Source organism: Rhodovulum viride, assembly GCF_003265965.1.
Classification (GTDB): domain Bacteria; phylum Pseudomonadota; class Alphaproteobacteria; order Rhodobacterales; family Rhodobacteraceae; genus Rhodovulum; species Rhodovulum kholense.
The window spans coordinates 19,228-39,071 of record NZ_MUAV01000012.1; the positions used below are offsets into that span (position 1 = coordinate 19,228).

Annotated in this window: 14 protein-coding genes and 1 pseudogene; 12 read left to right on the forward strand and 3 right to left on the reverse strand. The window is 70.5% G+C overall.

What is annotated here, in order from left to right; translation table 11 throughout:
• Nucleotides 1-96 precede the first annotated feature (96 nt).
• The 7 genes from BYZ73_RS11565 to BYZ73_RS11595 are packed head-to-tail and all read left to right on the forward strand — an operon-like array spanning nt 97 to nt 11,842.
• Nucleotides 97-4,455: an AMP-binding protein gene (locus tag BYZ73_RS11565; protein WP_112316068.1), complete on the forward strand. Its 4,359-nt coding sequence runs from the start codon at nt 97-99 to the stop codon at nt 4,453-4,455.
• Nucleotides 4,452-5,840: a condensation domain-containing protein gene (locus tag BYZ73_RS11570; RefSeq protein WP_112316069.1), complete on the forward strand. Its 1,389-nt coding sequence runs from the start codon at nt 4,452-4,454 to the stop codon at nt 5,838-5,840. The genes BYZ73_RS11565 and BYZ73_RS11570 overlap by 4 nt, the downstream gene beginning before the upstream one ends.
• Nucleotides 5,837-6,772: a Fe2+-enterobactin ABC transporter substrate-binding protein gene (gene fepB / locus BYZ73_RS11575; protein WP_112316070.1), complete on the forward strand. Its 936-nt coding sequence runs from the start codon at nt 5,837-5,839 to the stop codon at nt 6,770-6,772. The genes BYZ73_RS11570 and fepB overlap by 4 nt, the downstream gene beginning before the upstream one ends.
• A 4-nt stretch (nt 6,773-6,776) precedes the next feature.
• Nucleotides 6,777-7,769: a FecCD family ABC transporter permease gene (locus BYZ73_RS11580; protein ID WP_112316071.1), complete on the forward strand. Its 993-nt coding sequence runs from the start codon at nt 6,777-6,779 to the stop codon at nt 7,767-7,769.
• Entirely contained in the window at nt 7,766-8,806 is a 1,041-nt protein-coding gene (locus BYZ73_RS11585; protein WP_112316072.1) for a FecCD family ABC transporter permease, read from the forward strand. The genes BYZ73_RS11580 and BYZ73_RS11585 overlap by 4 nt, the downstream gene beginning before the upstream one ends.
• Before the next feature lie 32 nt (nt 8,807-8,838).
• Nucleotides 8,839-10,935, forward strand: coding sequence for a condensation domain-containing protein (locus tag BYZ73_RS11590; protein ID WP_112316073.1), 2,097 nt, complete (start codon nt 8,839-8,841; stop codon nt 10,933-10,935).
• 37 nt (nt 10,936-10,972) lie between these two features.
• Nucleotides 10,973-11,842 (forward strand): ABC transporter ATP-binding protein, encoded by an 870-nt coding sequence (locus BYZ73_RS11595; RefSeq protein ID WP_112316074.1) that lies wholly within the window; start codon nt 10,973-10,975, stop codon nt 11,840-11,842.
• Here the strand turns inward: BYZ73_RS11595 and BYZ73_RS11600 are convergent, their stop codons facing one another.
• Both BYZ73_RS11600 and BYZ73_RS11605 read right to left on the reverse strand, forming a co-directional pair.
• Nucleotides 11,843-13,651 carry an ABC transporter ATP-binding protein gene (locus tag BYZ73_RS11600; RefSeq protein WP_112316075.1) on the reverse strand — a complete coding sequence of 603 codons (1,809 nt, stop codon included), beginning with the start codon at nt 13,649-13,651 and terminating at the stop codon, nt 11,843-11,845. It abuts the gene before it with no gap.
• Nucleotides 13,648-15,504, reverse strand: coding sequence for an ABC transporter ATP-binding protein (locus BYZ73_RS11605; protein ID WP_112316145.1), 1,857 nt, complete (start codon nt 15,502-15,504; stop codon nt 13,648-13,650). Before BYZ73_RS11605 ends, BYZ73_RS11600 begins: the two co-directional genes overlap by 4 nt.
• Before the next feature lie 398 nt (nt 15,505-15,902).
• Between BYZ73_RS11605 and BYZ73_RS11610 the strand changes: the two are divergent.
• The 5 genes and pseudogenes from BYZ73_RS11610 to BYZ73_RS11630 all read left to right on the forward strand — a co-directional run.
• A pseudogene (locus BYZ73_RS11610) lies at nt 15,903-16,275 on the forward strand (MerR family transcriptional regulator); the annotation flags it as partial.
• Nucleotides 16,276-16,310: 35 nt separating this feature from the next.
• The gene (locus tag BYZ73_RS11615) at nt 16,311-16,850 is read left to right on the forward strand and encodes a plasmid partitioning protein RepB C-terminal domain-containing protein (RefSeq protein WP_112316076.1); all 540 of its coding nucleotides are present in this window, start codon (nt 16,311-16,313) and stop codon (nt 16,848-16,850) included.
• Between the two features lie 567 nt (nt 16,851-17,417).
• Nucleotides 17,418-17,714 (forward strand): hypothetical protein, encoded by a 297-nt coding sequence (locus tag BYZ73_RS11620; RefSeq protein ID WP_112316077.1) that lies wholly within the window; start codon nt 17,418-17,420, stop codon nt 17,712-17,714.
• A 3-nt stretch (nt 17,715-17,717) separates the two neighbouring features.
• On the forward strand, nt 17,718-18,233 hold the full coding sequence (locus BYZ73_RS11625; protein ID WP_112316078.1) for a hypothetical protein: 516 nt from the start codon (nt 17,718-17,720) through the stop codon (nt 18,231-18,233).
• On the forward strand, nt 18,218-18,658 hold the full coding sequence (locus BYZ73_RS11630; protein WP_146746290.1) for a GNAT family N-acetyltransferase: 441 nt from the start codon (nt 18,218-18,220) through the stop codon (nt 18,656-18,658). The genes BYZ73_RS11625 and BYZ73_RS11630 overlap by 16 nt, the downstream gene beginning before the upstream one ends.
• A 223-nt stretch (nt 18,659-18,881) precedes the next feature.
• Here BYZ73_RS11630 and BYZ73_RS11635 read toward each other — a convergent pair whose 3' ends face one another.
• Nucleotides 18,882-19,814, reverse strand: coding sequence for a hypothetical protein (locus BYZ73_RS11635; protein ID WP_112316080.1), 933 nt, complete (start codon nt 19,812-19,814; stop codon nt 18,882-18,884).
• Nucleotides 19,815-19,844: the final 30 nt, after the last annotated feature.

Consider the following 19,844-nt stretch of genomic DNA (forward strand, 5'->3'; position numbering starts at 1 on the left):
CGCGGGCGCGGCGCCCGGCTTGCGCCGATTTGCTCCGGTTGACGGGCGCTGATAGTTGAGTATTTATGTCAGGAACTGTCAACAGGGTCGTTGCCGATGTATGATCTGACGCCGATGCAAGCGGCCAGCTGGGTCAACGGACATGCCGGGGGCCAGGGGGCGCAGGGTCCCTCGGCGCATCTTTATGTCGAGCTCGACCGCACCGGTCGTGCCCTCGATCCCGACCGGCTGGAGCGCGCGATTGCCGCCCTGATCGCCCGCCATGCCAATCTGCGGCTGGCGGTCACGGCGGATGGCACGGCCCGGATCCTGCCGCAGCGCCCGGGGCCGTTCCTTGACCGGCACGATCTCAGCCGGCTTGGCGCGCTCGACTGCCAGCTGGCCCTCGAACGCATCCGCGCGGACCAAAGCCATCAGCGGCTGGCGCTGGAGCGGGGCGAGGCCGTGGCGTTTTCCCTCAGCCTGCTGCCCGGCGGCGGCAGCCGGTTGCATGTCGATCTGGACATGATCGCGGCCGATCCTTCCTGCTTTCCCGACCTGATGGAGGACCTGGCCCGGCTCTACGAGGACGGCCCCGGTTTTGCCCTGCCGGAGGCAGGCGATTTCGCCGCCCATCTCGAGGCGCGGCGCAGCGACCCGGACGGCCCCGCCCGCGCCGCCGCCGCCCGGGCCTGGTGGCAGGAGCGCATCGCCGCCCTGCCCGCGGCACCGGATCTGCCGCGCCCGCCCGGACGGCGGGAAGACGCCCCCCGCACCGCCCGTCTGGCCGAGCGGCTGGACCCTGCCCGGACCCGGGGCCTGATGCGCCGCGCCCGCGAGATGCGGGTCACGCCCACCGCGCTGACGCTGGCGCTTTTCGCACAGGAACTGGCCCGCGCCTGCGACCAGCCCGCCTTGCGCCTGACCGTGCCGATGTTCCACCGCCCCGAGGGCGAGACCGCGATCATCGGCGATTTTTCCGATTTCGCGCTTCTCGGGGTCGCGGGCGCAGAGCCCGATCTGGCCGCCCTTGCCCGCCGGGTGCAGGCCGATCTGGCAGGCGCGATCACCCACAGCGCCCATCCGGGCCCCGGCCAGATGCGCGATCTGGCCCGCCATCTGGGCCATGTCCCCGAGGCCCCCGTGGTCTTCACCGCCGGGTTCGATCACCCGCGGGGCTCGATCCTGTCCGACCGCGCGCGGCGCTGCCTTGGCGATCTGGTCTGGTCGGTCTCGCAGGGGCCGGGCGTGGCGCTCGACGCGCAGATCGCGCGGCTGGGGGAGGGGCTGCTCGTCAACTGGGACATCCGGCTGGATCTGATCGAGCAGGACTGGATCACACGCCTTTTCAATACCTTCATCGATCGCCTTCATGCGTTGGCAGATGCCCCGTCCGCACCGGAAAGCTGGCCTCTCAGTCCCTTGCAGCGTGCCTATCTGGCCGGGCGCGAGGAGGTACTGCCGCTGGGCGGCGTCGCCATGCACGAGGCGCGGCTCTTTCGCGGCAGGCTGGACGAGGCAGCCCTCGGCGCGCGGCTTCAGGCGCTCTGCGACGCGCATCCGGCACTGCGGCTGCGCATCGATGCCGAGGCCGGGCGGCAATATCTGGCCCGGCACCCCAAGCTGCCGCTCGTGACCCATGACCTGCGCGCCGCGCCCGATGCCGAGGCCCGGCTGCAGGCGGTCTGGCAGGACTTCGCCCGCAGCCCCTGTCCGCTGGATGGCCCGCTCTGGCAGGTCTGCGCCCTGCCCACGCCCGAGGGGCAGGAGGACGCGCTGGCCGTCAAGTTCGACGGCCTCGGGCTGGACGGGCCCGCCATCGCCCAGATTTGCGCCGAGCTTTTCGCCACCGACCCGCCGTCTGCCAACACCCCCGCCGCCACGCGCCTGCACGTTCCGCCGCCGGTTCCGGCCGGGGAGCGGGCCGCCGATGCCGCCTACTGGGCCGAGGCCCTGGCCCGTGTCGAAAGCGCGCCGCGCCTGCCCTGGCGCAGACCGCCCGACCGGCCGGGACCGGCGCGTTACCGGCGCAGCTCTCGGATCCTTTCGCCCGAACTGATCCGTCCCCTGCGCCGCACGGCCGCCCGCGAGGGGCTGTTCCTGAACACGGCCTTGGGCTTTGCGATCCTCGAGGTGCTGGCCCGCTTCACCCCCGATCTGCGGATCTGCGCGGGCCTGCCCACCGCCCCGGCGCTCGACCGCGAGGATCTGGGCAACCGCGCCTCCTTCATCGTGATCGACCATGACGCGACCTCCGGCACACCGCGCGAGCGGGCCGCGGCGCTCCAGGCGCAGACCATGGCGGGGCTCGGGCATATGGGCTTTTCCGGGGTGGATCTGGCGCGCCAGCTCATGGGACAGACCGGCGGGCCGCTGGCCCTGCCGGTGGTGCTGACCAACGGGCTGGACTGGCAGGGGGCGCCCGCGGGGGCGCCGATGCGCCAGGTGGACGGGTTGACCCAGACGCCCCAGGTCGCGCTCGACATCCGCCTGATGCGCGCGCCCGGCGGCGGGATCGAGATCGCCGCCGACCATGCCGAGGATATCCTTGCCCCCGCGACCGTGACCGCCATGCTGGAGGCCGCCCTGCGCGCGCTGGAAAGCATGGCCGAGACCGGCGCGCTGAGCCTGCCCGACCCGCTGGTCGCCGTGGATCTGCCGCCCGACCGCCCCCATGTGGCCGATCCCGCCCCCCATCTGGTGAGGATCGCGGAGGCCCTGAACCACGCGCAGGGCCCCGCGCTGATCTGCGGCGAGGAAAGCCTCGACTACCCTGCGCTTCGCGACCGGGTCGCCACCGCCCTTGCGGGGCTCGCCGCAGAGGGGATCGGCCCCGGCGAGGTGCTGGCCCTCCACCTGCCGCGCGGGATCGATCACGTGGTCCTGCAACTGGCCGCGGCCCTGGCCGGGATCGTCTGGGTGCCGGTCGATGCCGCCGCGCCGCCTGCCCGCCGGGAGTATCTGCTGGACCGCGCGGCACCCGCGCTGGTCGTCTCGGAGGAGGAGCTTCCGGGGCGGAGCTGCCTGCGTCCCGGCGATCTGCCCCGGCCCGGCGGCGCGCTTCCGGACGCGGCCATGCTGCGCCTGCGCAGTCTCGATACCGGGCCGGGCTATTACCTCTTCACCTCGGGCACCACCGGCGCGCCCAAATGCGTGGTGCTGTCGAACCGCGCCACCGCCAATGTGCTGGACCAGACCCTGTCGGCCTGGAAGCCGGGCCCGGAAGACGTGCTGATCTCGGTCACGCCGCTGCATCACGACATGTCGCTTTTCGATATTTTCGGCGGGCTTGCCGCCGGGGCCTCCGTGGTGCTGCCCGCCGCCGGGCACGAGAAGGACGCGGTGGAATGGGCCCGGCTGGTCGCGCGGCACCGGGTGACGCTTTGGGTGTCGGTGCCGGCGATCGTGGACATGCTGCTGGCCTGCGCCCGGCCCGGACAGATCGACAGCCTGCGCCTGATCGCCCAGGGCGGCGACTATATCAAACCTGCCACGCTGGCAGAGCTGCGCAGGCTCTGCCCCGCCGCGCGGCTGATCTCGCTGGGCGGCCCCACCGAAACCACGATCTGGAGCATCTGGCACGAGATCGGGTCCGAGATCGCTTCCGCGGCTGACGACATGACCGCCGGCGGGACTGCCCCCGTGCCCTATGGCCGTCCCCTCGACGGGGCCGGGTACCGGATCTGCAACCCGCTGGGAGAGCCCTGCCCGCCCGGCGTCACCGGGCGCATCCACACCATGGGCGACTGCCTGTCGCTGGGTTATCTGGAGCCGGGCGGCCTGAGCCAGGACGGTTTCGTCACCCTGCCCGACCCGGACGGCACGCCCCGTCGCGCCTTCCGCACCGGCGATCTTGGCCAATGGTCCCCCGACCGGCCGGGACAGATCCTGTTTGCCGGCCGGGTCGGCGGCTATGTCAAGGTGCGCGGCGTCCGCGTGAGCCTTGGCGAGATCGAGGCCACGCTGGCCGATCACCCCGCCCTGTCCCAGGCCATGGTGGTCGACCTGGCCCCGGGCGACGGGCGCGAGACCACGCTGGCGGCGCTTTATGCGGCGCGCGACGGTCAGCCCCCCGGCATCGCGGAGCTGCGCGCCTGGCTGCGCGGTCGGCTGCCGCAATCGCACCTGCCCGACCGGTTCCTGGCCGTGGCGGCGCTGCCGCTCTCGTCCAACGGCAAGCCCGACCGTGGCGCCGCCCGGGCGCTGGCCCTGTCCCCCGCCGCGCCATGTTCCGACAGGCTGGGCCGGGAGGTCCTCGACATCTACCTGCGGCAGACCGGCCCGGACCCCGAGGCCACCATCGACAGCCCGCTGATCGAGCTGGGTCTGCTGCCCGAGCACCTGATCCCCGTAGCCGCGGCGCTGAATGCCCGCTTCGGCACGGCGCTGCGCCCCTCCCGGCTGATCCCGGCGCGCACTGCCCGGCAGGCCGCGCAGCTGATCCCGCCCCGTCCCGATCCGGAGGATCTCCGATGACCGCAGAGCCCCTGGGCGCCGCCTGGCTGGAGCTGACCCTCGCCCAGCTCGATTTCTGGGAGGAGTTCCGCTTTCACCCGGACCGGCCGCTCTCTACCGTGGCCCATTGCATCGAGATCGAGGGCGCGGCGGAGGAGATCGCCCTTGTCGCCGCCCTGTCCCGGCTTGCGCGCGAGGCCGAGGTGCTGGCGCTGCGTTTTCGCGACGGGCCGGGCGGGCCGCGGCAACGAGTCGATCCCGGGGGCGTTCCGGCGGTGCGCGTCCAGGACCTGCGGGGCGCCGCCGATCCGGAGGCCCGCGCCCGCCGGATGATGGCAGACGACATCGCCCGGCCCATCGACCTGGAACGCGATCCGCTTGCCGCGCTCTGGCTGTTGCGGGTGGGGCCGCGCCGCTGGCTGTGGTACCTGCGCGGCCACCATATCGTGCTGGACGGCTACGGCATGTCGCTGATCGAGCGGCGCGCCGGGGCGCTTTACGCCGAGGCCCTCGGCGAATGCGCGGGTCCCGGACCGTTCCTGCCCTTCGCCCGCTACCTCGAGGAGGAAACCGTCTATCGCGCGGGCCCCCGCCATGACCGCGACCGGGCCCACTGGGCCGAGGTCCTGCGCGACATCCCCGACCTGGTCGTCCTGCCCAAGGGGGCCGAGGACTACGCCCCCACACCGGTTGCCGTCGCGCCCGACCTGCCCGCCGGGCTGGACGCCCGGCTGCAGCGGGCGGCCCGCGCGGCGGGGATGGGCTGGCCCGACCTCCTGACCCTGCTCAGCGCCGCCTGGATCGCGCGCGATCGCCCCGACGGCGCGCCGGGGCTGCCGGTCTGGCTGCCCTATCAGAGCCGTCTGGGCAGCGTTGCCGCCGCCATCCCGGCGATGGTGGTGAACATCCTGCCCCTGATCGTCTCGCACCGGCCCGGGGAAACGCTGGGTGCCTATCTCGCGCGCAGCGGGCGGGCGCTGCGCGGGCTGCGCCGCCACGGCCGCTACCGGGTCGAACAGCTGGCCGCCGATCGCGGCCTGCGGGCGGGCGAGCGGTTCTTCTTCTCGCCGCTGGTCAATGTGCTGCCCTTCGATCCGCCCGAATTCCCCGGTTGCAGCGCGCGCAGCGAGGTGCTGGCCGCCGGTCCCGGCGACGGCTTCAACCTGACCTGGAACGCCCGCACCGACGGCTCGGATCTGGCCTTGTCGATCGACGCCGATCCTGCCGCTGCCGAGGAGGTTGCCGCTGCTGCCCGCACGCTTGTTCCCTTTCTTGCGCGCGCCTGCGCCCCGGGCGCGCGGGACCGTCCCCTCGCGGATCTGCTTGCGGAGCGCCCCGCCGGTCCCGCGCCATGCCGCCCCCCCCGTACCGCTCGCCCCATTGCCAGCCGACAGGAGAAGACATGAACCGCCGTTCCTTCCTGACCCTTGCCACCTGCGCCGCAGCGCTTGGCAGCTCTGCCGGGGCCGTCACGGGCTGGCCGCGTCGCCTGACCAATGCCGATGGCAGCGAAACCGACCTGCCCCGGGTGCCTGCCCGGATCCTGTCGACCTCGGTCACGCTGACCGGCAGCCTGCTGGCCATCGGCGCACCGGTGATCGCCAGCGCCACCACCGTGCGCGGCGCCTTCTTCGACCAGTGGCAGGCGGTGGCCCGGACCCGCGGCGTCGAAAAGCTCTGGCGCGCGGGCTCGATCGATCTCGAGGCCGCCTGGGCGTTGCAGCCCGACCTGATCCTGGTTTCGGCGGGCGGCGCCGATTCCGCGCTGGCGCAGCGTGCGGCCCTGGCCGAGGTGGCCCCCGTGCTGGTTCTCGATTACGGTGCGATGGCCTGGGAAGACCTGACTGCAAGGCTTGCCCGGGCCACCGGCCGCGAGGCCGAGGCAGAGGCCCTGCTGGCGGGCTTTGCCGAGACGCTCAGTGCCACCCGCGCCGTTCTGACCCTGCCTGAAGGCCGCGCCAATATCGTCAGCTATAACGGCCCCGGCGCGCCCAATCCCGTGGCCCGGGCCGGGGGCGCCCATGGCCGCCTGCTGACCGGGCTGGGCTTCGATCTCGAAGACCCGCCGACCGGCTGGCAAAGCGCCTCGATGCCCGCCTCGGCCGATGTGGTGCGCGCCTCATACGAGCATCTGACCCAGCTGAGCGCCGAGACCACCTTCCTGCTGGCGGGCACAAAGGCCGATGCCGCGCGCTTCATGGCCGACCCGATCCTTGCCAACCTACCCTCGGTGCAGCGCGGACAGGTCTACGGGCTGGGGAAGAACTCGTTCCGCATCGACTATTACAGCGCCCGCGAGGTCGTCGACGGCATCGCCCGCCAGTTCGGCGAGGCCTGAGCCCGTGGCCCGCACAAGACGGCTTTGGCCGACCCTCGGGCTGTTGGTGGCGGTGACGCTGGCAAGCCTGTTTTTCGGCCCGCGCGAGATCACGCCCGATGTCACGCTGGAGGCCCTGCTTCGGTTCGACCCGACCGACGGCGCGCATCTTCTGGTGCGCGAACAACGCCTGCCGCGCGCCCTGCTGGCGCTGGTGGTGGGGGCCGCGCTCGGGGCGGCGGGGGCGATGATGCAGACGCTGACCCGCAACCCGCTGGCCGATCCGGGGCTTCTGGGGGTCTCGGCCGGGGCGACGCTGGCCATCGTCTGCCTGATCGCGCTGACCGGGCGGATCGATATCGCGGGCTCGCTCTGGGCCGGGATCTTTGGCGCCGGGCTTGGCGGCGCGGCGGTCTTCGCCCTTGGCGGCATGGCGCAGACCCGCGATCCGGTCCGGCTGGTGCTGGCGGGGGCGGCGCTGTCGATCGTGCTGCTGACCCTGACCCGGCTCGTCACCGTCAATGTCGAGGCCCATGTCTTCGACCAGTTCCGCCACTGGGCGGTCGGCTCGCTGCAGGGGCGCGACTGGCAGGTGCTGGGGCCTGCCGCGACCCTTGTCAGCCTTGGCGCGCTGGCCGCGCTGGCGCTTGCCCGTCCGCTCGACGCGCTGGCGCTGGGGCAGGATTTCGGCCAGAGCCTCGGCGCCGATCCGCGCCGGATCTGGCTCGCTGCCGCCGGCGTCATCGTGGTGCTGGGCGGCGTGGCGACGGCGGCCGCGGGCCCCATCGCCTTTGTCGGCCTCTCGGCCCCGCATCTCGCGCGCCATATCGTCGGCCCCGCCCATCGCGGGCTTCTGCTGGCCTCGATGATCCTCGGCGGCGCACTGGTCGGCATCGCCGATCTGGCCGGACGGGTGATCGGCGGACCGAGCCAGATCGATGTCGGCATCATGGCCGCGCTGATCGGCGGGCCGGTCTTCGTGGCGCTGGCCCGCCGGATGCGGATGAACGCGCTGTGAGCGGGGCCGCGCATATCGTGTGGCGCTGGCGCGGCCTGTCGCTCCGGAGCGGGCGGCGGGCGCTTTGGGTCAATCTCGCGCTGATGCTCCTGCTCGCGGCCGGGGCGCTGGTCTCGCTGCGACTGGGGCGGATCGCCATCGGCCCGGCCGAGATCTGGCAGGTGCTGGCGGGCGAGGCGCCCTCGCGCATGCTGGACCATGTGGTGATGGATATCCGCCTGCCGCGTCTTCTGGTGACGCTGGGCGCGGGGGCCGCGCTGGGGGCCTCGGGCGCGATCTTCCAGACGGTTTCGCGGAACCCGCTGGGCTCGCCCGACGTGATCGGCTTCACCGCGGGCGCGGCAAGCGGCGCGCTGGTCTGGATCATCGGCTTCGGCGGATCCGGGGCGGGCGTGGTGCCCGCGGCGCTGGCGGGCGCGCTTCTGACCGGGATCTGCGTCTACCTGCTGGCGCGCAAGGACGGGCGGGTCGGCGCCTACCGGCTGGTTCTGACCGGCATCGGCGTCGGCGCGATCCTCAGCGCCTTCAACGCGCTTCTGCTGGTACGCGGAGACCTCGACGCCGCGATTTCCGGCAATCTCTGGCTCGCGGGCTCGGTCGAGGGCCGGAGCTGGGGCCATGTCTGGCCGCTCTGGCTGGGGCTGGGGCTTTTGATGCCGCCGCTTCTGCTGGGGATGCGCCCGCTGGGGCTGATGGCCATGGGCGACGATCTGGCAGGCCCCCTGGGGGTGCCGGTCGAGCGGGCGCGGCGTCGGATGCTGGCGGGCGCCGTGACGCTGGCGGCGCTGGCCACGGCGGCGGCGGGCCCCATCGCCTTCGTGGCCCTTGCCGCCCCGCAACTGGTCCGGAGGCTCGCCCGCATGCCCGATCAGCCCCTGATCGGCGCCGCGCTGATGGGGGCTGCGCTGATGCTGGGCGCGGACCTGCTCAGCCGCCTCGCCCCCTGGGGCGCGATCCTGCCCATCGGCCAGGTCACGGGCGTCATCGGCGGGCTCTACCTGATCTGGCTGCTGACCCGCAAAAGACGGCGGGGATAGGCGATGCCCCATCCCAGCAAGGAGGACAGAGCATGACCACCCACGGCCCGGAACAGGCCCTGCACACCCGCCCGTCCCGGCCCGGCGAGGGACGCGCCTGGCTGGCGCATCAGCAATCCGACGAGGGGCTCGCCCCCCGGATCGCCCAGGTTTCGCTGCCCGATCACCTGGAACCGGGCGCGGTGGCCGTCGCCCTGGCCGGGCGGCTGGCCGGGCGGGCCGAGCTGACGCGGCTCTACCGCTTCGACGAGGCGTGCGGGCTGCTGGTGACGCCCGGCCGCGGCCGTCCCGACCTGCGCCTCCGCTGGGCCGCAAGCGCGGACGGGATCGGCCCCGTTATCGACAGCTGCGCTGGCGCGCCCTGGGATCTGTCGCACGAGCCGCCCCTGCGCGTCGTGCTGGTGCTGGCCCCCGGCGCCGCGCGGCTGGCCCTGATCCGCCATCCGGTGGCCGACGATCTGCCCGACAGCGCCACGCTGCTGGCCGAGCTGATCCCCGGGGCGCAGCCCGCATCCGAAACCGGGACCGGGGACGCCATCGCCCGGCTCATCCTCGCGGAATTCCGCAGCGCGCTGGAGGCGCCGCAGATGACGGCCGATTGCGATTTCTTCGACATGGGCGGGCATTCCCTGACCGCCACCCGGGTCATCGGCCGGCTGGCCGCGACCCACGGGATCGAGCTGCGCCTGAACGATCTCTTCCTCCATCCCACGGCGGCGGCGCTGGCCCCGCTGGCGCGCCGGACCGGGACCGGCCTCGCTCCGGCGCCCGACCGTTCCGCGGCCTCCGCAGACCGGGCGCCGCTTTCCCTGGCCCAGGCCTCGCTGTGGAAGATCTATGAGGCGCTCGGCTTCGGCCCGGTTTTCAACATCCCCTTCGTCCTGCGTTTCCTCGACCCGGTCGACGAGACAGTCTTTGCCACCGCCTTTCGCGACGTGATGGAGCGTCACCCGGCGCTGCGGAGCCGGTTCGCAGACAGCCCCGGTGGGGTGCTGCAGGAGGCCGTTCCGATGGCAGAGCTCGACCGCATGGGCTGGTTCATGCCCTCGGGCGATGTCGAGGATCCGGCCCCGGTTCTGGCCGCCGAGGCGGCCCATGATTTCGACCTGTCGCGCGAGCTGCCTGTCCGGCTCCGCTTCATCCGGACCGGCGAGGGACAGCTTTTGTCGTTTCTCTTCCACCACATCGTTCTGGACGAGTGGTCGGTCAACCTGATGATGGACGAGCTGGCCCGCGCCTATGCCGCCCGCGCCGCGGGGCGGCCGCCGCTCTGGGCCGGGCCTGCCGCGCCCTTCCACGCCTTTGCCCGCCGCCAGGCGGCCAGAGGCCCCGATCCGCGCGCGCTGAGTTACTGGCTCGACGCGCTCAGCGACGCGCCCCCGCCCTGCCCGATCCGCCGTCCCGATGCGCCGCCGCTGCCCCGGGATCCGGACGCCGCCCATGATGCGGGGGGCGCGTGGTGCGAGATCGCGCTGGAGCCCCATGTCTCGGACGGCCTCTATGCCCTGTCCAAGGCCTGTTCGGCCTCGCTGTTCAACACCGTCTACGCGGCGATTTCGGTGGCACTGCAACGACTTGCTGGGCTGGACGCGCTGACCGTCGGGACCTCGGCCTCGGGCCGGACCGATCCCGACTATTTCGACACGATCGGCTATTTCACCACTGTCACCGCGCATTGCCTGCGCGCGCCCGGCCATCTGACCCCGCGCGCCCTGATCGGCACCGTGCGCGACATGATCAACGGCTCGCTGCCCCATTGCGAGATCCCCATCGACCTGGTCGAGGAAAGGCTGTCCGACGGCACATCCGCCCCCGGCGCGCATATGTTCGAGGTCTTCATCCAGATCCATGCCCGCAACGCCCTGAACGGCGCGCTGGAGGGCCCCGACGGCCCGGTCCGCTTTCGCCAGGTCGACCCGGACAAGACCGACTCGGTGCTGGGGCTGCAATTCGAGGTGGTCGAGGACGTGATCGGCGGCGAGCGGGGCCTGCGCATGATGATGAGCTATCGCCACGCCCATTACAGCGCCGATGACATCGCCGGGCTGGTGGCCGCCGTGACCCGCAGCTGCACCGCCTTCGCCCGCGAGGGGGCCGCCGACCGGCCCCTCGACGCGCTTCTGTCCTGACCCCACCGCGCCCGCGCATTGCCACCCCGAGGTTCCCATGACCCGACCCGATCCCGGCCCGTTCACCGCCCAGATCTCTGCGCAGATCTATGCGCAGATCTCCGGCCAGATCCCTGCCGATGACCCCGCCACCGGCCCGCGGCTGACCGCCCATGCCCTGGGCCTCAGCTATGCCGGAAAGCCGGTCTGCCGGGACATCACGCTGGAGGTGCCCGAGGGCCGCGTCTCGGTCATCCTGGGGCCGAATGGCTGCGGGAAATCGACCCTGTTGCGGGGGCTTTGCAACCTTCTGCCGGCGCAAAGCGGGCAGGTGCTGCTGGACGGGCGGAACATCGCCCGGATGCCCGCGCGTGCGCTGGCCTGCCAGGTGGGGCTGTTGCCGCAAAGCGCGCAGGCGCCCGCGGGCATCACCGTGGGCGATCTGGTGGCGCGCGGGCGCTATCCCCATCAGGGCCCGTTCCGGCAATGGAGCGAGAGGGACGAGCGGATCGTGGCCGAGGCCATGGCCGCCACCGGCATCGCCGATCTGGCCGGGCGCGATGTCGACGCGCTGTCGGGCGGGCAGCGCCAGCGGGTCTGGATCGCGCTGGTGCTGGCGCAGGAAACCCCGATCCTGCTGCTGGACGAGCCCACGACCTATCTCGACATCGCCCATCAGCTTGACCTGTTGCGCCTGCTGCAGCGGCTCAACCGCGAGCGGGGGCGTACCATCGTCGCGGTGCTGCATGACCTGAACCAGGCCTGCCGCTATGCCGACCACCTGATCGTCATGGCCGAGGGCGCGCTGGTGGCCGAGGGCACGCCGCGCGATCTGATGACGCCCGAGCTGCTGCGCCGGGTCTTCGGGCTCGATGCGCTGATCCTCGACGATCCGGTCAGCCATACGCCGCTGATCGTGGCGCGCTGATCAGCCCGCCACCGACCAGCGCTTGCGCGCGCCCTGCGCGGCCCACATCCGGGCATAGCGCCCGCCCTGCCCGATCAGCGCCCCGTGGCGGCCCGCCTGCACCAGCTTGCCGTCCTCGATGACAAGGATCTGGTCGGCCCCGACGATGGTCGACAGCCGGTGCGCGATCACGATCACCGTCTTCTCGGCCACCAGCGCATCCAGCGCGCTCTGCACCGCCAGCTCGCTTTCGGTATCGAGCGCCGCCGTCGGTTCGTCCAGCACCACGATGGGCGCGTCCTTCAGAAGCGCCCGCGCGATCGAGATCCGCTGACGCTCGCCGCCCGAAAGCCGCCCGCCGATCTCGCCCAGGGGCGTGTGCCAGCCCTGCGGCAGCCTTTCGATGAAATCCAGGCATTGCGCGGCGGCGGCGGCGGCGCGGACCTCGTCATCGCTGGCCTCGGGGCGGCCCATGCGGATATTGGCCAGCACCGTGTCGTTGAACAGGTAGACGTCCTGGAACACGACCGAGACCAGCCCGTCGATCCGGTCCGCGGGGATCTGCCGCAGATCGACCCCGCCGATGGTGACGTGCCCCTTTTGCGGATCGAAATGGCGCAGCAGCAGCCGGGTCAGCGTGGTCTTGCCGCAGCCCGAGGGCCCGACCAGCGCGGTCAGCGAGCGTTCGGGCAGCACCGCGTCGAAATCGCGGATCGTGGGGCTGTCGGCATTGGCATAGGTGAAGCTTACGCCCTCGAACCGGATCTCGTGGCTCTCGGGCATCGCGGGCGGGTCCATCTGCGGTGCCGGGCGGATCGCCATCAGGGCCGCGATCCGTTCCAGCGCGGCCTCCATCACCTCGAGCATGGCGGTATAGAGGATGAAGGTCGACAGCGGTTCCGACAGCCGCACCACGATGACGAAGACCGCGCCAAGGGCCGCCGGATGCAGGCTGCCCGCCACCACCAGCCAGACGCCCACGCCCAGCACCGCGACCAGCCCCAGTTCGACCACGCTGGCCACGATGATGTTGGGCTTGGCGCCCTTGCGATGGCCGAAGATCTGGATCTGTTCGAGCTTGCGGAAGGTGGCCGAGAGCCGCTCGGCCTTCTCGCCCGCCCGCCCCACGGCGCGCAGGATCGGCAGCCCCTGGGTATATTCCAGCACATCGGCGCTGGCCTCCTGGTGGGCCTGTCCGAGGATGCGCTTGCCCCGCCCCAGCGCCGGACGCCGCCAGCGATAAAGCGGCACGATGGCCGGGAAGACCAGCAGCAGCAAGAGCCCCAGCCGCCAGTCGAACAGCAATATCCCCAGCGCCGCGCAGAACGGTGTCACCACCGCGGTGAAGACGAGGTTCAGCACCGTCAGCGCATAAAGCAGGTTCTCGTCGACATTGCCCAGCACCATCGAGTTCAGCTCGCCCGCGCGCCTGTCCTGAAGCTGTTCCAGAGGGATCTCGCGCAGCTTGGCGCCCAGACGGCTGCGCAGCCGCCAGGTCGCGCGCACCATGCGCCCGTCGAAGTCGAACCCCTGCGCGACCCAGCGCAGCGCCGACGCCGCGCCCATCAGAACGACCATGACCCCGAACCAGACCAGCGCCTCGCCCAGCCCCGGCCCGGTGGCCGCCGCCGTGAACAAGGGCGCGATGGCCGCCAGTCCGAAACCCTGAAGCGCGGCCGCCGCGATCAGGCCCGCCAGCGCCCGGCGTAGCCCCGGCGCGTCCTCGGGCCCGACGCTGTCGGCCAGCTGGCGGAAGGTGGTGGCAAAGGAGGTGGCGCCGGTCTTTCCGGACTTGCGGGGGGCTGCCTTGGCATTTGCTCGCGCGTTCATCGGGCCACCTCCTCGGTCACCGGAGCTCGGGCCGCGCCCAGCGACCAGCTCTGTGCCTTTTCGTAATTCTGCCAGAGCCTTGCATAGGTTCCCCCGGCCTCCAGCAGCGCGTCATGGTTGCCCCTTTCGGCGATCCGGCCCCGCTCGAAGACAAGGATCTGGTCGGCATCGCGGATCGTCGCCAGTCGGTGCGCCACCATGATGACCGTGCGCCCGCGCATGAGTTCCGACAGCGCCGCGATCAGCTCGGCCTCGTTTTCCGGATCGGCAAAGGCCGTGGCCTCGTCCAGCACCAGCAGGGGCCGGTCCTGCAACAGCGCCCGGGCGATGGCGATGCGCTGGCGCTGGCCGCCCGACAGGAACACGCCGCGCTCGCCCACCGGCGTGTCATAGCCCTGCGGCAACGCGCGGATGAAGCCGTCGGCCTGGGCCGCGCGCGCCGCCGCGATCACCTGCTCGTCGCTGGCATCGGGGCGACCGATCCGGATATTGCCCGCGATCGTGTCGGCGAACAGAAAGCTCTCCTGAAAAACGAAAGCCACCTTTTCCAGAAGATCGTCGGGGGCAAGCGCCCGGATATCGGTGCCGTCAAGGCAGATCCGCCCCGCCGTGACATCCCAGAAACGCGGGATCAGCCGCGCGACCGTGGTCTTGCCCGCGCCCGAGGGTCCGACCAGCGCGGTCACGCTGCCTCGGGCCACCTCGAAGCTCACATCCCGCAAGGCGGGCGCCAGATCCGGGCCATAGGCGAAACGCACGCCTTCGAAGCTCAGCGCCGGGGCGCCTTCGGGGGCTGCGACAGGCAGATCGGCGCGGCGCTCAAGCTCGCGGGCCTGCATCACCTCCTGGATCCGGGCGACGCTGAGGCTCACCTTCTCGATCATGTGGCGCAGCATCATCATCGGCATCATCGCCTCGGCCATGCCGGTGCAGATCAGAAGCACCCCCAGCCAGCGCGACATCTCGAGATCGCCCGCGGCCGTCAGGATCAGCCCCGCCCCCAGCACAAGCGTCAGGGTCGGCATCGGGCTGAGAACCAGCCAGGAGAACCGTGCCGGAAAGCCCGCCGCGCGGTACCAGTCGAGCATCACCTTCAGATAGCCGTCCAGCGCCGCCTGATAGCGCCCGAAGCTTTGCTGTCCGCTGTCGAAATTACGGACCACCGGCATCGCCTGCACATATTCCACCACCGCCGCGCTGACCTTCTCGCGGGCGGCGTTATAGGCCCGGACCATGTCGCGCCGCCGGCGCTGCGCCCGCGTCAGGATGCCATAGCCCAGCCCCAGTACCGCCAGCGTTACCAGAGCCAGCCGCCAGTCGAGCCAGAGCAGCACCGCCAGCGTCACCACCGGGGTCACATAGGCGCGGGCATAAAGCGGCGTGCTGTCGGCCACGAAGACATGCAAGGCCTTGACGTCGTCATGGATCACCTTGGCCAGCGCGCCCGCGCCCTGGGTCTCGACATAGCCCAAGGGCACCCGCGCCAGCCGCGCGGCCAGCCCGTTGCGCAACAGGCGTTCCAGCCGGAACGCGGCGTAATGGGCCTGATTGAAGGCCCCCAGCCGCGCCACATAGGCCCCGATAGTGCAGATCACGACACCCGCGAACAGCCCCCAAGGGACGCTGCCCGGCTCTGCCGCCAGCTGCCCGACCGCTGCCATCAGCAGCACCATCACCGCCAGCGTGAACAGCGCCGAGCCGGCCGAGATCGCCATCGCCAGCCAGATCCGGGGGCGCACCGGCTTCAGGATGCCCCAAGGGGATACCCGCCTGCGCCTTGCGGGCGGCGCATCCTGCGGTGAAGTGTCCTGCCGGGACGTGTCCTGCCGCGGCCCGAGGGCCTGTCCATCCATCGCCATATGCCTGCCTTGCCGTCGATCTGCATGTGCTGGCTGAAAGCCTGACGGGCGGGCTTGTGGCTGGATATTTCCGGGTGACAATGGCGGCCCGGCGGAGGAAATTCAAGCCTCGCGGTCCGGGCTGGCGCGGGGGCGATTGCAGGGACTGGCGCGCGGGGGCGACGCCGGGCGGGACGTGCGCCGCCCCTGCCCCGGATCGACCCTGGCGAAGGCTCTTGGCAACGGGCCTGGCAGAGCCGTAAACGCGCGCCGACCGATCCTCGTCCCGACCCGCAGGCCGGCGCCCCGGCAGAAACGCTTGCCCGAATCCCGAAGCTCGGCCAGCAATATACGGAAAAAAGGGAACAAAACGCGGGAAACCGTAACAAACGGTTCCGGGTCCGAGGGCAGAAATGGTCCGCAGGCAGGAACGCATCGACCTGTTGGTCGGAGAGCATGCGCAAGAGCTTTCCGAAAGATTACAGGCACATAGGGCACAGCTCTTTCCCCCCGGACGCCAAGCGGACCCTGCGCCGATTCCCCTCGGGTGAGCTTGCTCAGCTTCGGGGCGTCAAGGATGCCTATCTGCGTAAGCTGCATCTGGACGGCAAGGGCCCATCGCCAGAGATTCGCGCCAATGGCCACCGCTATTACAGCCCCGAGAACATCCAGGAGCTGCGCAAGTTCCTCGAGGCCGGAACGAAAACGCCCGGCCCCTACCTGCCCGGACGGCGCGAGGGCGACCATCTGCAGGTCATCACCGTCATCAACTTCAAGGGCGGGTCGCCGCGCTGAAGGCGCTGCACCTGCCGATCAAGGCCATGGTGCGGGAGCTGGACGATTGCGGGCTGGTGATCGCGCAGGGTCAGGAAAACGCCGCGCGGCGCGATCTGACCTTCATCGAACGGGCCAATTTCGCCCGCCAGATGCGCGATGCGGGTTATGACCGCAAGATCATCTGCGACGCGCTCCATGTCGACACGACATTGATTTCGCGAATGCTTTCCGTAGCTGACCGGGTCCTGATCGAGGTGATCGGGTCGGCGCCGGGCATCGGGCGCGACCGCTGGCTGGCCTTGGCCGACAAGCTCAAGGGCCGCGATCTGGCCGACCGGGCAGTGGGCGAGAGTTCCGACGCCCGGTTCGAGGCGGTGATGGCGGCTCTGGCCCGACCTCGCCCCCCTGCCCCGCGCCCCCGCATCGTGACCGTCCCCGATGGCCGCGCGCTGGCCAAGGTGGCGCGCAAGCGCGGCCGCACCGTGCTCAGCGTCGACAATGGCGTGTCGGCCGGGTTCGAGAAGTGGCTGGTCGAGAACCTCGCCCGTCTGCATGGCGACTGGCAGGACGGGCGCGAAGACTGAGAAGAGCAGCGTAAACACCAAAAGGAGGCACGAGACAGGCAGGGCCAAAAGAAGAAGCCCCCGAGGACGCATTCCGAGAGGCCCCGATCGTTGTCTAGCACCTTCGATTCTGGGCCATGAGTTGGCATCTCTCAACCGCCGCAGTTGCAGGCGGGCCGGAAAGCTTTGCCTCGTGAATGGCCATGCAGGTCTTGACAACGACGCCCTTCGGGCATCCGCGACATCCGCGAAGCGGCAGCCCTGGTATCGATAACCGTGATGACCGGGATGAAGCTTTTGCGCGAGCCAGCGTTCTTCTATGCAACTTGCAATCCTTTCCTGTCAGGGCGGGCGAAGGCCCGACAACTGATTACCGCCTGTCAGATGATTTCCAGAAGCAAGGGGAGTTGAGATGGCTCCTGCCGCACTTCCCCTCACATTCGCCGGTCCGCCGGGCTGGGCCGTCCTTGGCGTGGTCGGCCTCGGCTCACTCCTTTGGTAAGGAGCAACGCGCGAGCGCGCGCCGGCAATCCCCGCACCGAGACCGACACCCAGACCAAAACCTGCGACCGGCCATGGACGGTTCGGGTGCATGCCCAGGGCAACGACTGCGGCGGCACCTCGTCATCGACAATCGGCGCACCGCCCATCGTCAAGACCAGTGCTCCGGTCACCCACGCCGAGGGGATTGCGCTTTCCAATGCCACCTGGGCACTGCTGAACAAGCACCAACAGGCGATCCGCGTCCAGTCGAAGACAAAGCTCGAGCGCTATATCAATTCCAATCCTCCGCTGGGACAGCGCTCGTTTCCTGCCAGCGACCGCTCCGGCGGCAAGCGGATGGACATCGACAATTACGGCTGTTCGCCGAATTTCATGGTATAGCGCATGGATCGCAGCGCACTTGAGGCACTCCCCAACTTTCCCTTTTCCCGCTTCCGCACCAGCGAGGCCGAGTTCCTCCTGCTCGAACTCTACTGGCCTGCGGTGATCCGCGAAGCAATCGGCCCCGAGGCGGGCGCACTGGTGGTGCCGCTGGCCGAGGCGGATCAGGACAGCCAGAATTTCGGAACGCCGGTGCTTCTGAGCTTCTGGATCCCGCGGATCGGACGCGGGCTGCGGGTGCTTCACAACGACCCGCCGGACGGGGAGAGCCGATCCGAAAGTCAGCTCTTTGCCTCGGCCGCCATCCGGCAGCAACCTCCCGGATGGGAGCTGCCTGCCGATGGCCAGAGCGCTCCGGCCGTCGACCGCATGGAAGAGCTGGTGGTGATCGCAGACACCGACCCTGCGGTCGCGGATGCCGTGGCCGAGGCAGCGCGTCTCTTCTTGCTGAAGGACATCCCGCTTGCCGATATGCAGGCCTATTGCGACGAGCTGGAGGCGGAATGGCTGGCGAAATAGGGGACGGCGCGCCTAATCTCTGGCCCGCTGGATGGTATCACCCGGAAGTCCTCACCACCGCGCAGACGCCAGCAGAATTGCGCGCATGGCTGTGGAGCGGCCTTGATGCGCGCATCCGCAGCTTTGCATGGTGGGCCTCTGCCTCCGAGAGCGAAGGCTTTCTGCTTCTCTATCACCAGTCCGTCGCGCAATTGGGTTTCTGGCTCTCGCCCGGGCTACGGGGGCGCGGCTGGGGCAAAGTGGCGTTGCGCCGCGCTCTCACGCAGCTGCCGAACGATGCCAATACAGTCGTCCTCGCAGAAATAGCGAAGGAGAACACCGTCGCCAACCGGACCGCGCGCGCGGGTGGGTTGCGTTTGATTGCCGATCAGGCCCACCGAACGATCTTTACCCCGGAGCGGTCGATCCTTCGGGGCGAGACCTGATCGGCGCAGGCGTGCCCGTCCCCTTCCCGGCGCCGATGGGCAGAGCCCCCCGGGGTCGCGCTCGAAGGAGCGGCCTCCGGATGGGCTGGGACCGGAAGACCTGTCCTTCCCGGCTCATCCCGGTTTGAGATCTCGGAAGGTTGCTTACTGTTCGGGACCGGACCCAATCGCCAGGCTCGAACCCGAGCCTCGCAGGAAGGAACGCGCCTTCCGGATTTCACAGCTAGAGATCGATATTCATGTCCCGCGAGAAGCAGGCCAGGAACGGGCCGCCGGGACGGCGCGCGAAATAGAGCGGCAGGGCCGACAGCACCTCGCCGCCCGCATCGGTCGCGGCAACCCGGCGGTCCGAGAATTCCACGAGCCGCCGGTCCGAGCCGAAGGCCAGCGTGGCGCTCCGCGCTTCCTGGCGCGACAAGAGCGGCACCATTCCCGCGGCACGCTCCGACGCCCAGGGCGCCCGGGCCAGAATCGTGTCGGCCGCCGCCCCCGCATCGGGTTTGCCCCAAATATGCGCCATCCGCGCCAGATAAGGCCCCGCGATCTCGACGAAGCCCTCGCGGTCGCGCCGCTCGACGGCCTGGTGCAGCCGCGCCATCGCCTGCCACAGCGCGTCGCGGGTGTCGCCGTCATCCTCGAGCGGCTCGGTCCCGGCCCAGGCCACGTCGCCAAGCGGCGCATCGTCGATCCGAAACTCGACCGGGACGATCCGCGTAAACTCCCGCGAGGGCTTGCCGTCGCCGAACCAGATCGTGAAGGGCCGCTCGGGCTCGGGTCTGGGCCGCGAGATATTGCCCAGATCGGGCTGCACCGGCCGCCCGCTGAACACGGTCAGGGGCTCGGATACCAGCCGTTTCTCCTCCATGCCGTAGCGCGCGTTCAGAAGCGTGGCCTCGCCCAGGCGCCCCTGCGACAGCTGGATCTGCACCGAGACCTCGGGCGTGGGCGTATAGCTGCGCTTCTCGACATCGAGGGGTTCATAGACCACATCCAGCCGGTTCGCCCCGTCGCGCAGCAGCTCGGTCGCCGGGAAGGAAAAGACCAGATCCCCGGGGCTGGCATGCAGGATCGTCGGCGCGCCGTTCAGATAGACCTCCAGAACCGCATGATGCCCCATGCAGATCAGGGAATAGGCATTCGTCGGATAATCAGTCATCTTTTCTCTCGCAAAAACTCTTGTGGCGCC

Excerpts from the sequence above, each read along its gene's own strand:
- BYZ73_RS11565 (WP_112316068.1), top strand. The coding sequence starts at position 97 with ATGTATGATCTGACGCCGATGCAAGCGGCCAGCTGGGTCAACGGACAT.
- BYZ73_RS11570 (WP_112316069.1), top strand. The coding sequence starts at position 4,452 with ATGACCGCAGAGCCCCTGGGCGCCGCCTGGCTGGAGCTGACCCTCGCC.
- fepB (WP_112316070.1), top strand. The coding sequence starts at position 5,837 with ATGAACCGCCGTTCCTTCCTGACCCTTGCCACCTGCGCCGCAGCGCTT.
- BYZ73_RS11590 (WP_112316073.1), top strand. The coding sequence starts at position 8,839 with ATGACCACCCACGGCCCGGAACAGGCCCTGCACACCCGCCCGTCCCGG.
- BYZ73_RS11595 (WP_112316074.1), top strand. The coding sequence starts at position 10,973 with ATGACCCGACCCGATCCCGGCCCGTTCACCGCCCAGATCTCTGCGCAG.
- BYZ73_RS11600 (WP_112316075.1), bottom strand. The coding sequence starts at position 13,651 with ATGAACGCGCGAGCAAATGCCAAGGCAGCCCCCCGCAAGTCCGGAAAG.
- BYZ73_RS11605 (WP_112316145.1), bottom strand. The coding sequence starts at position 15,504 with ATGGATGGACAGGCCCTCGGGCCGCGGCAGGACACGTCCCGGCAGGAC.
- BYZ73_RS11615 (WP_112316076.1), top strand. The coding sequence starts at position 16,311 with ATGGTGCGGGAGCTGGACGATTGCGGGCTGGTGATCGCGCAGGGTCAG.
- BYZ73_RS11625 (WP_112316078.1), top strand. The coding sequence starts at position 17,718 with ATGGATCGCAGCGCACTTGAGGCACTCCCCAACTTTCCCTTTTCCCGC.
- BYZ73_RS11630 (WP_146746290.1), top strand. The coding sequence starts at position 18,218 with ATGGCTGGCGAAATAGGGGACGGCGCGCCTAATCTCTGGCCCGCTGGA.
- BYZ73_RS11635 (WP_112316080.1), bottom strand. The coding sequence starts at position 19,814 with ATGACTGATTATCCGACGAATGCCTATTCCCTGATCTGCATGGGGCAT.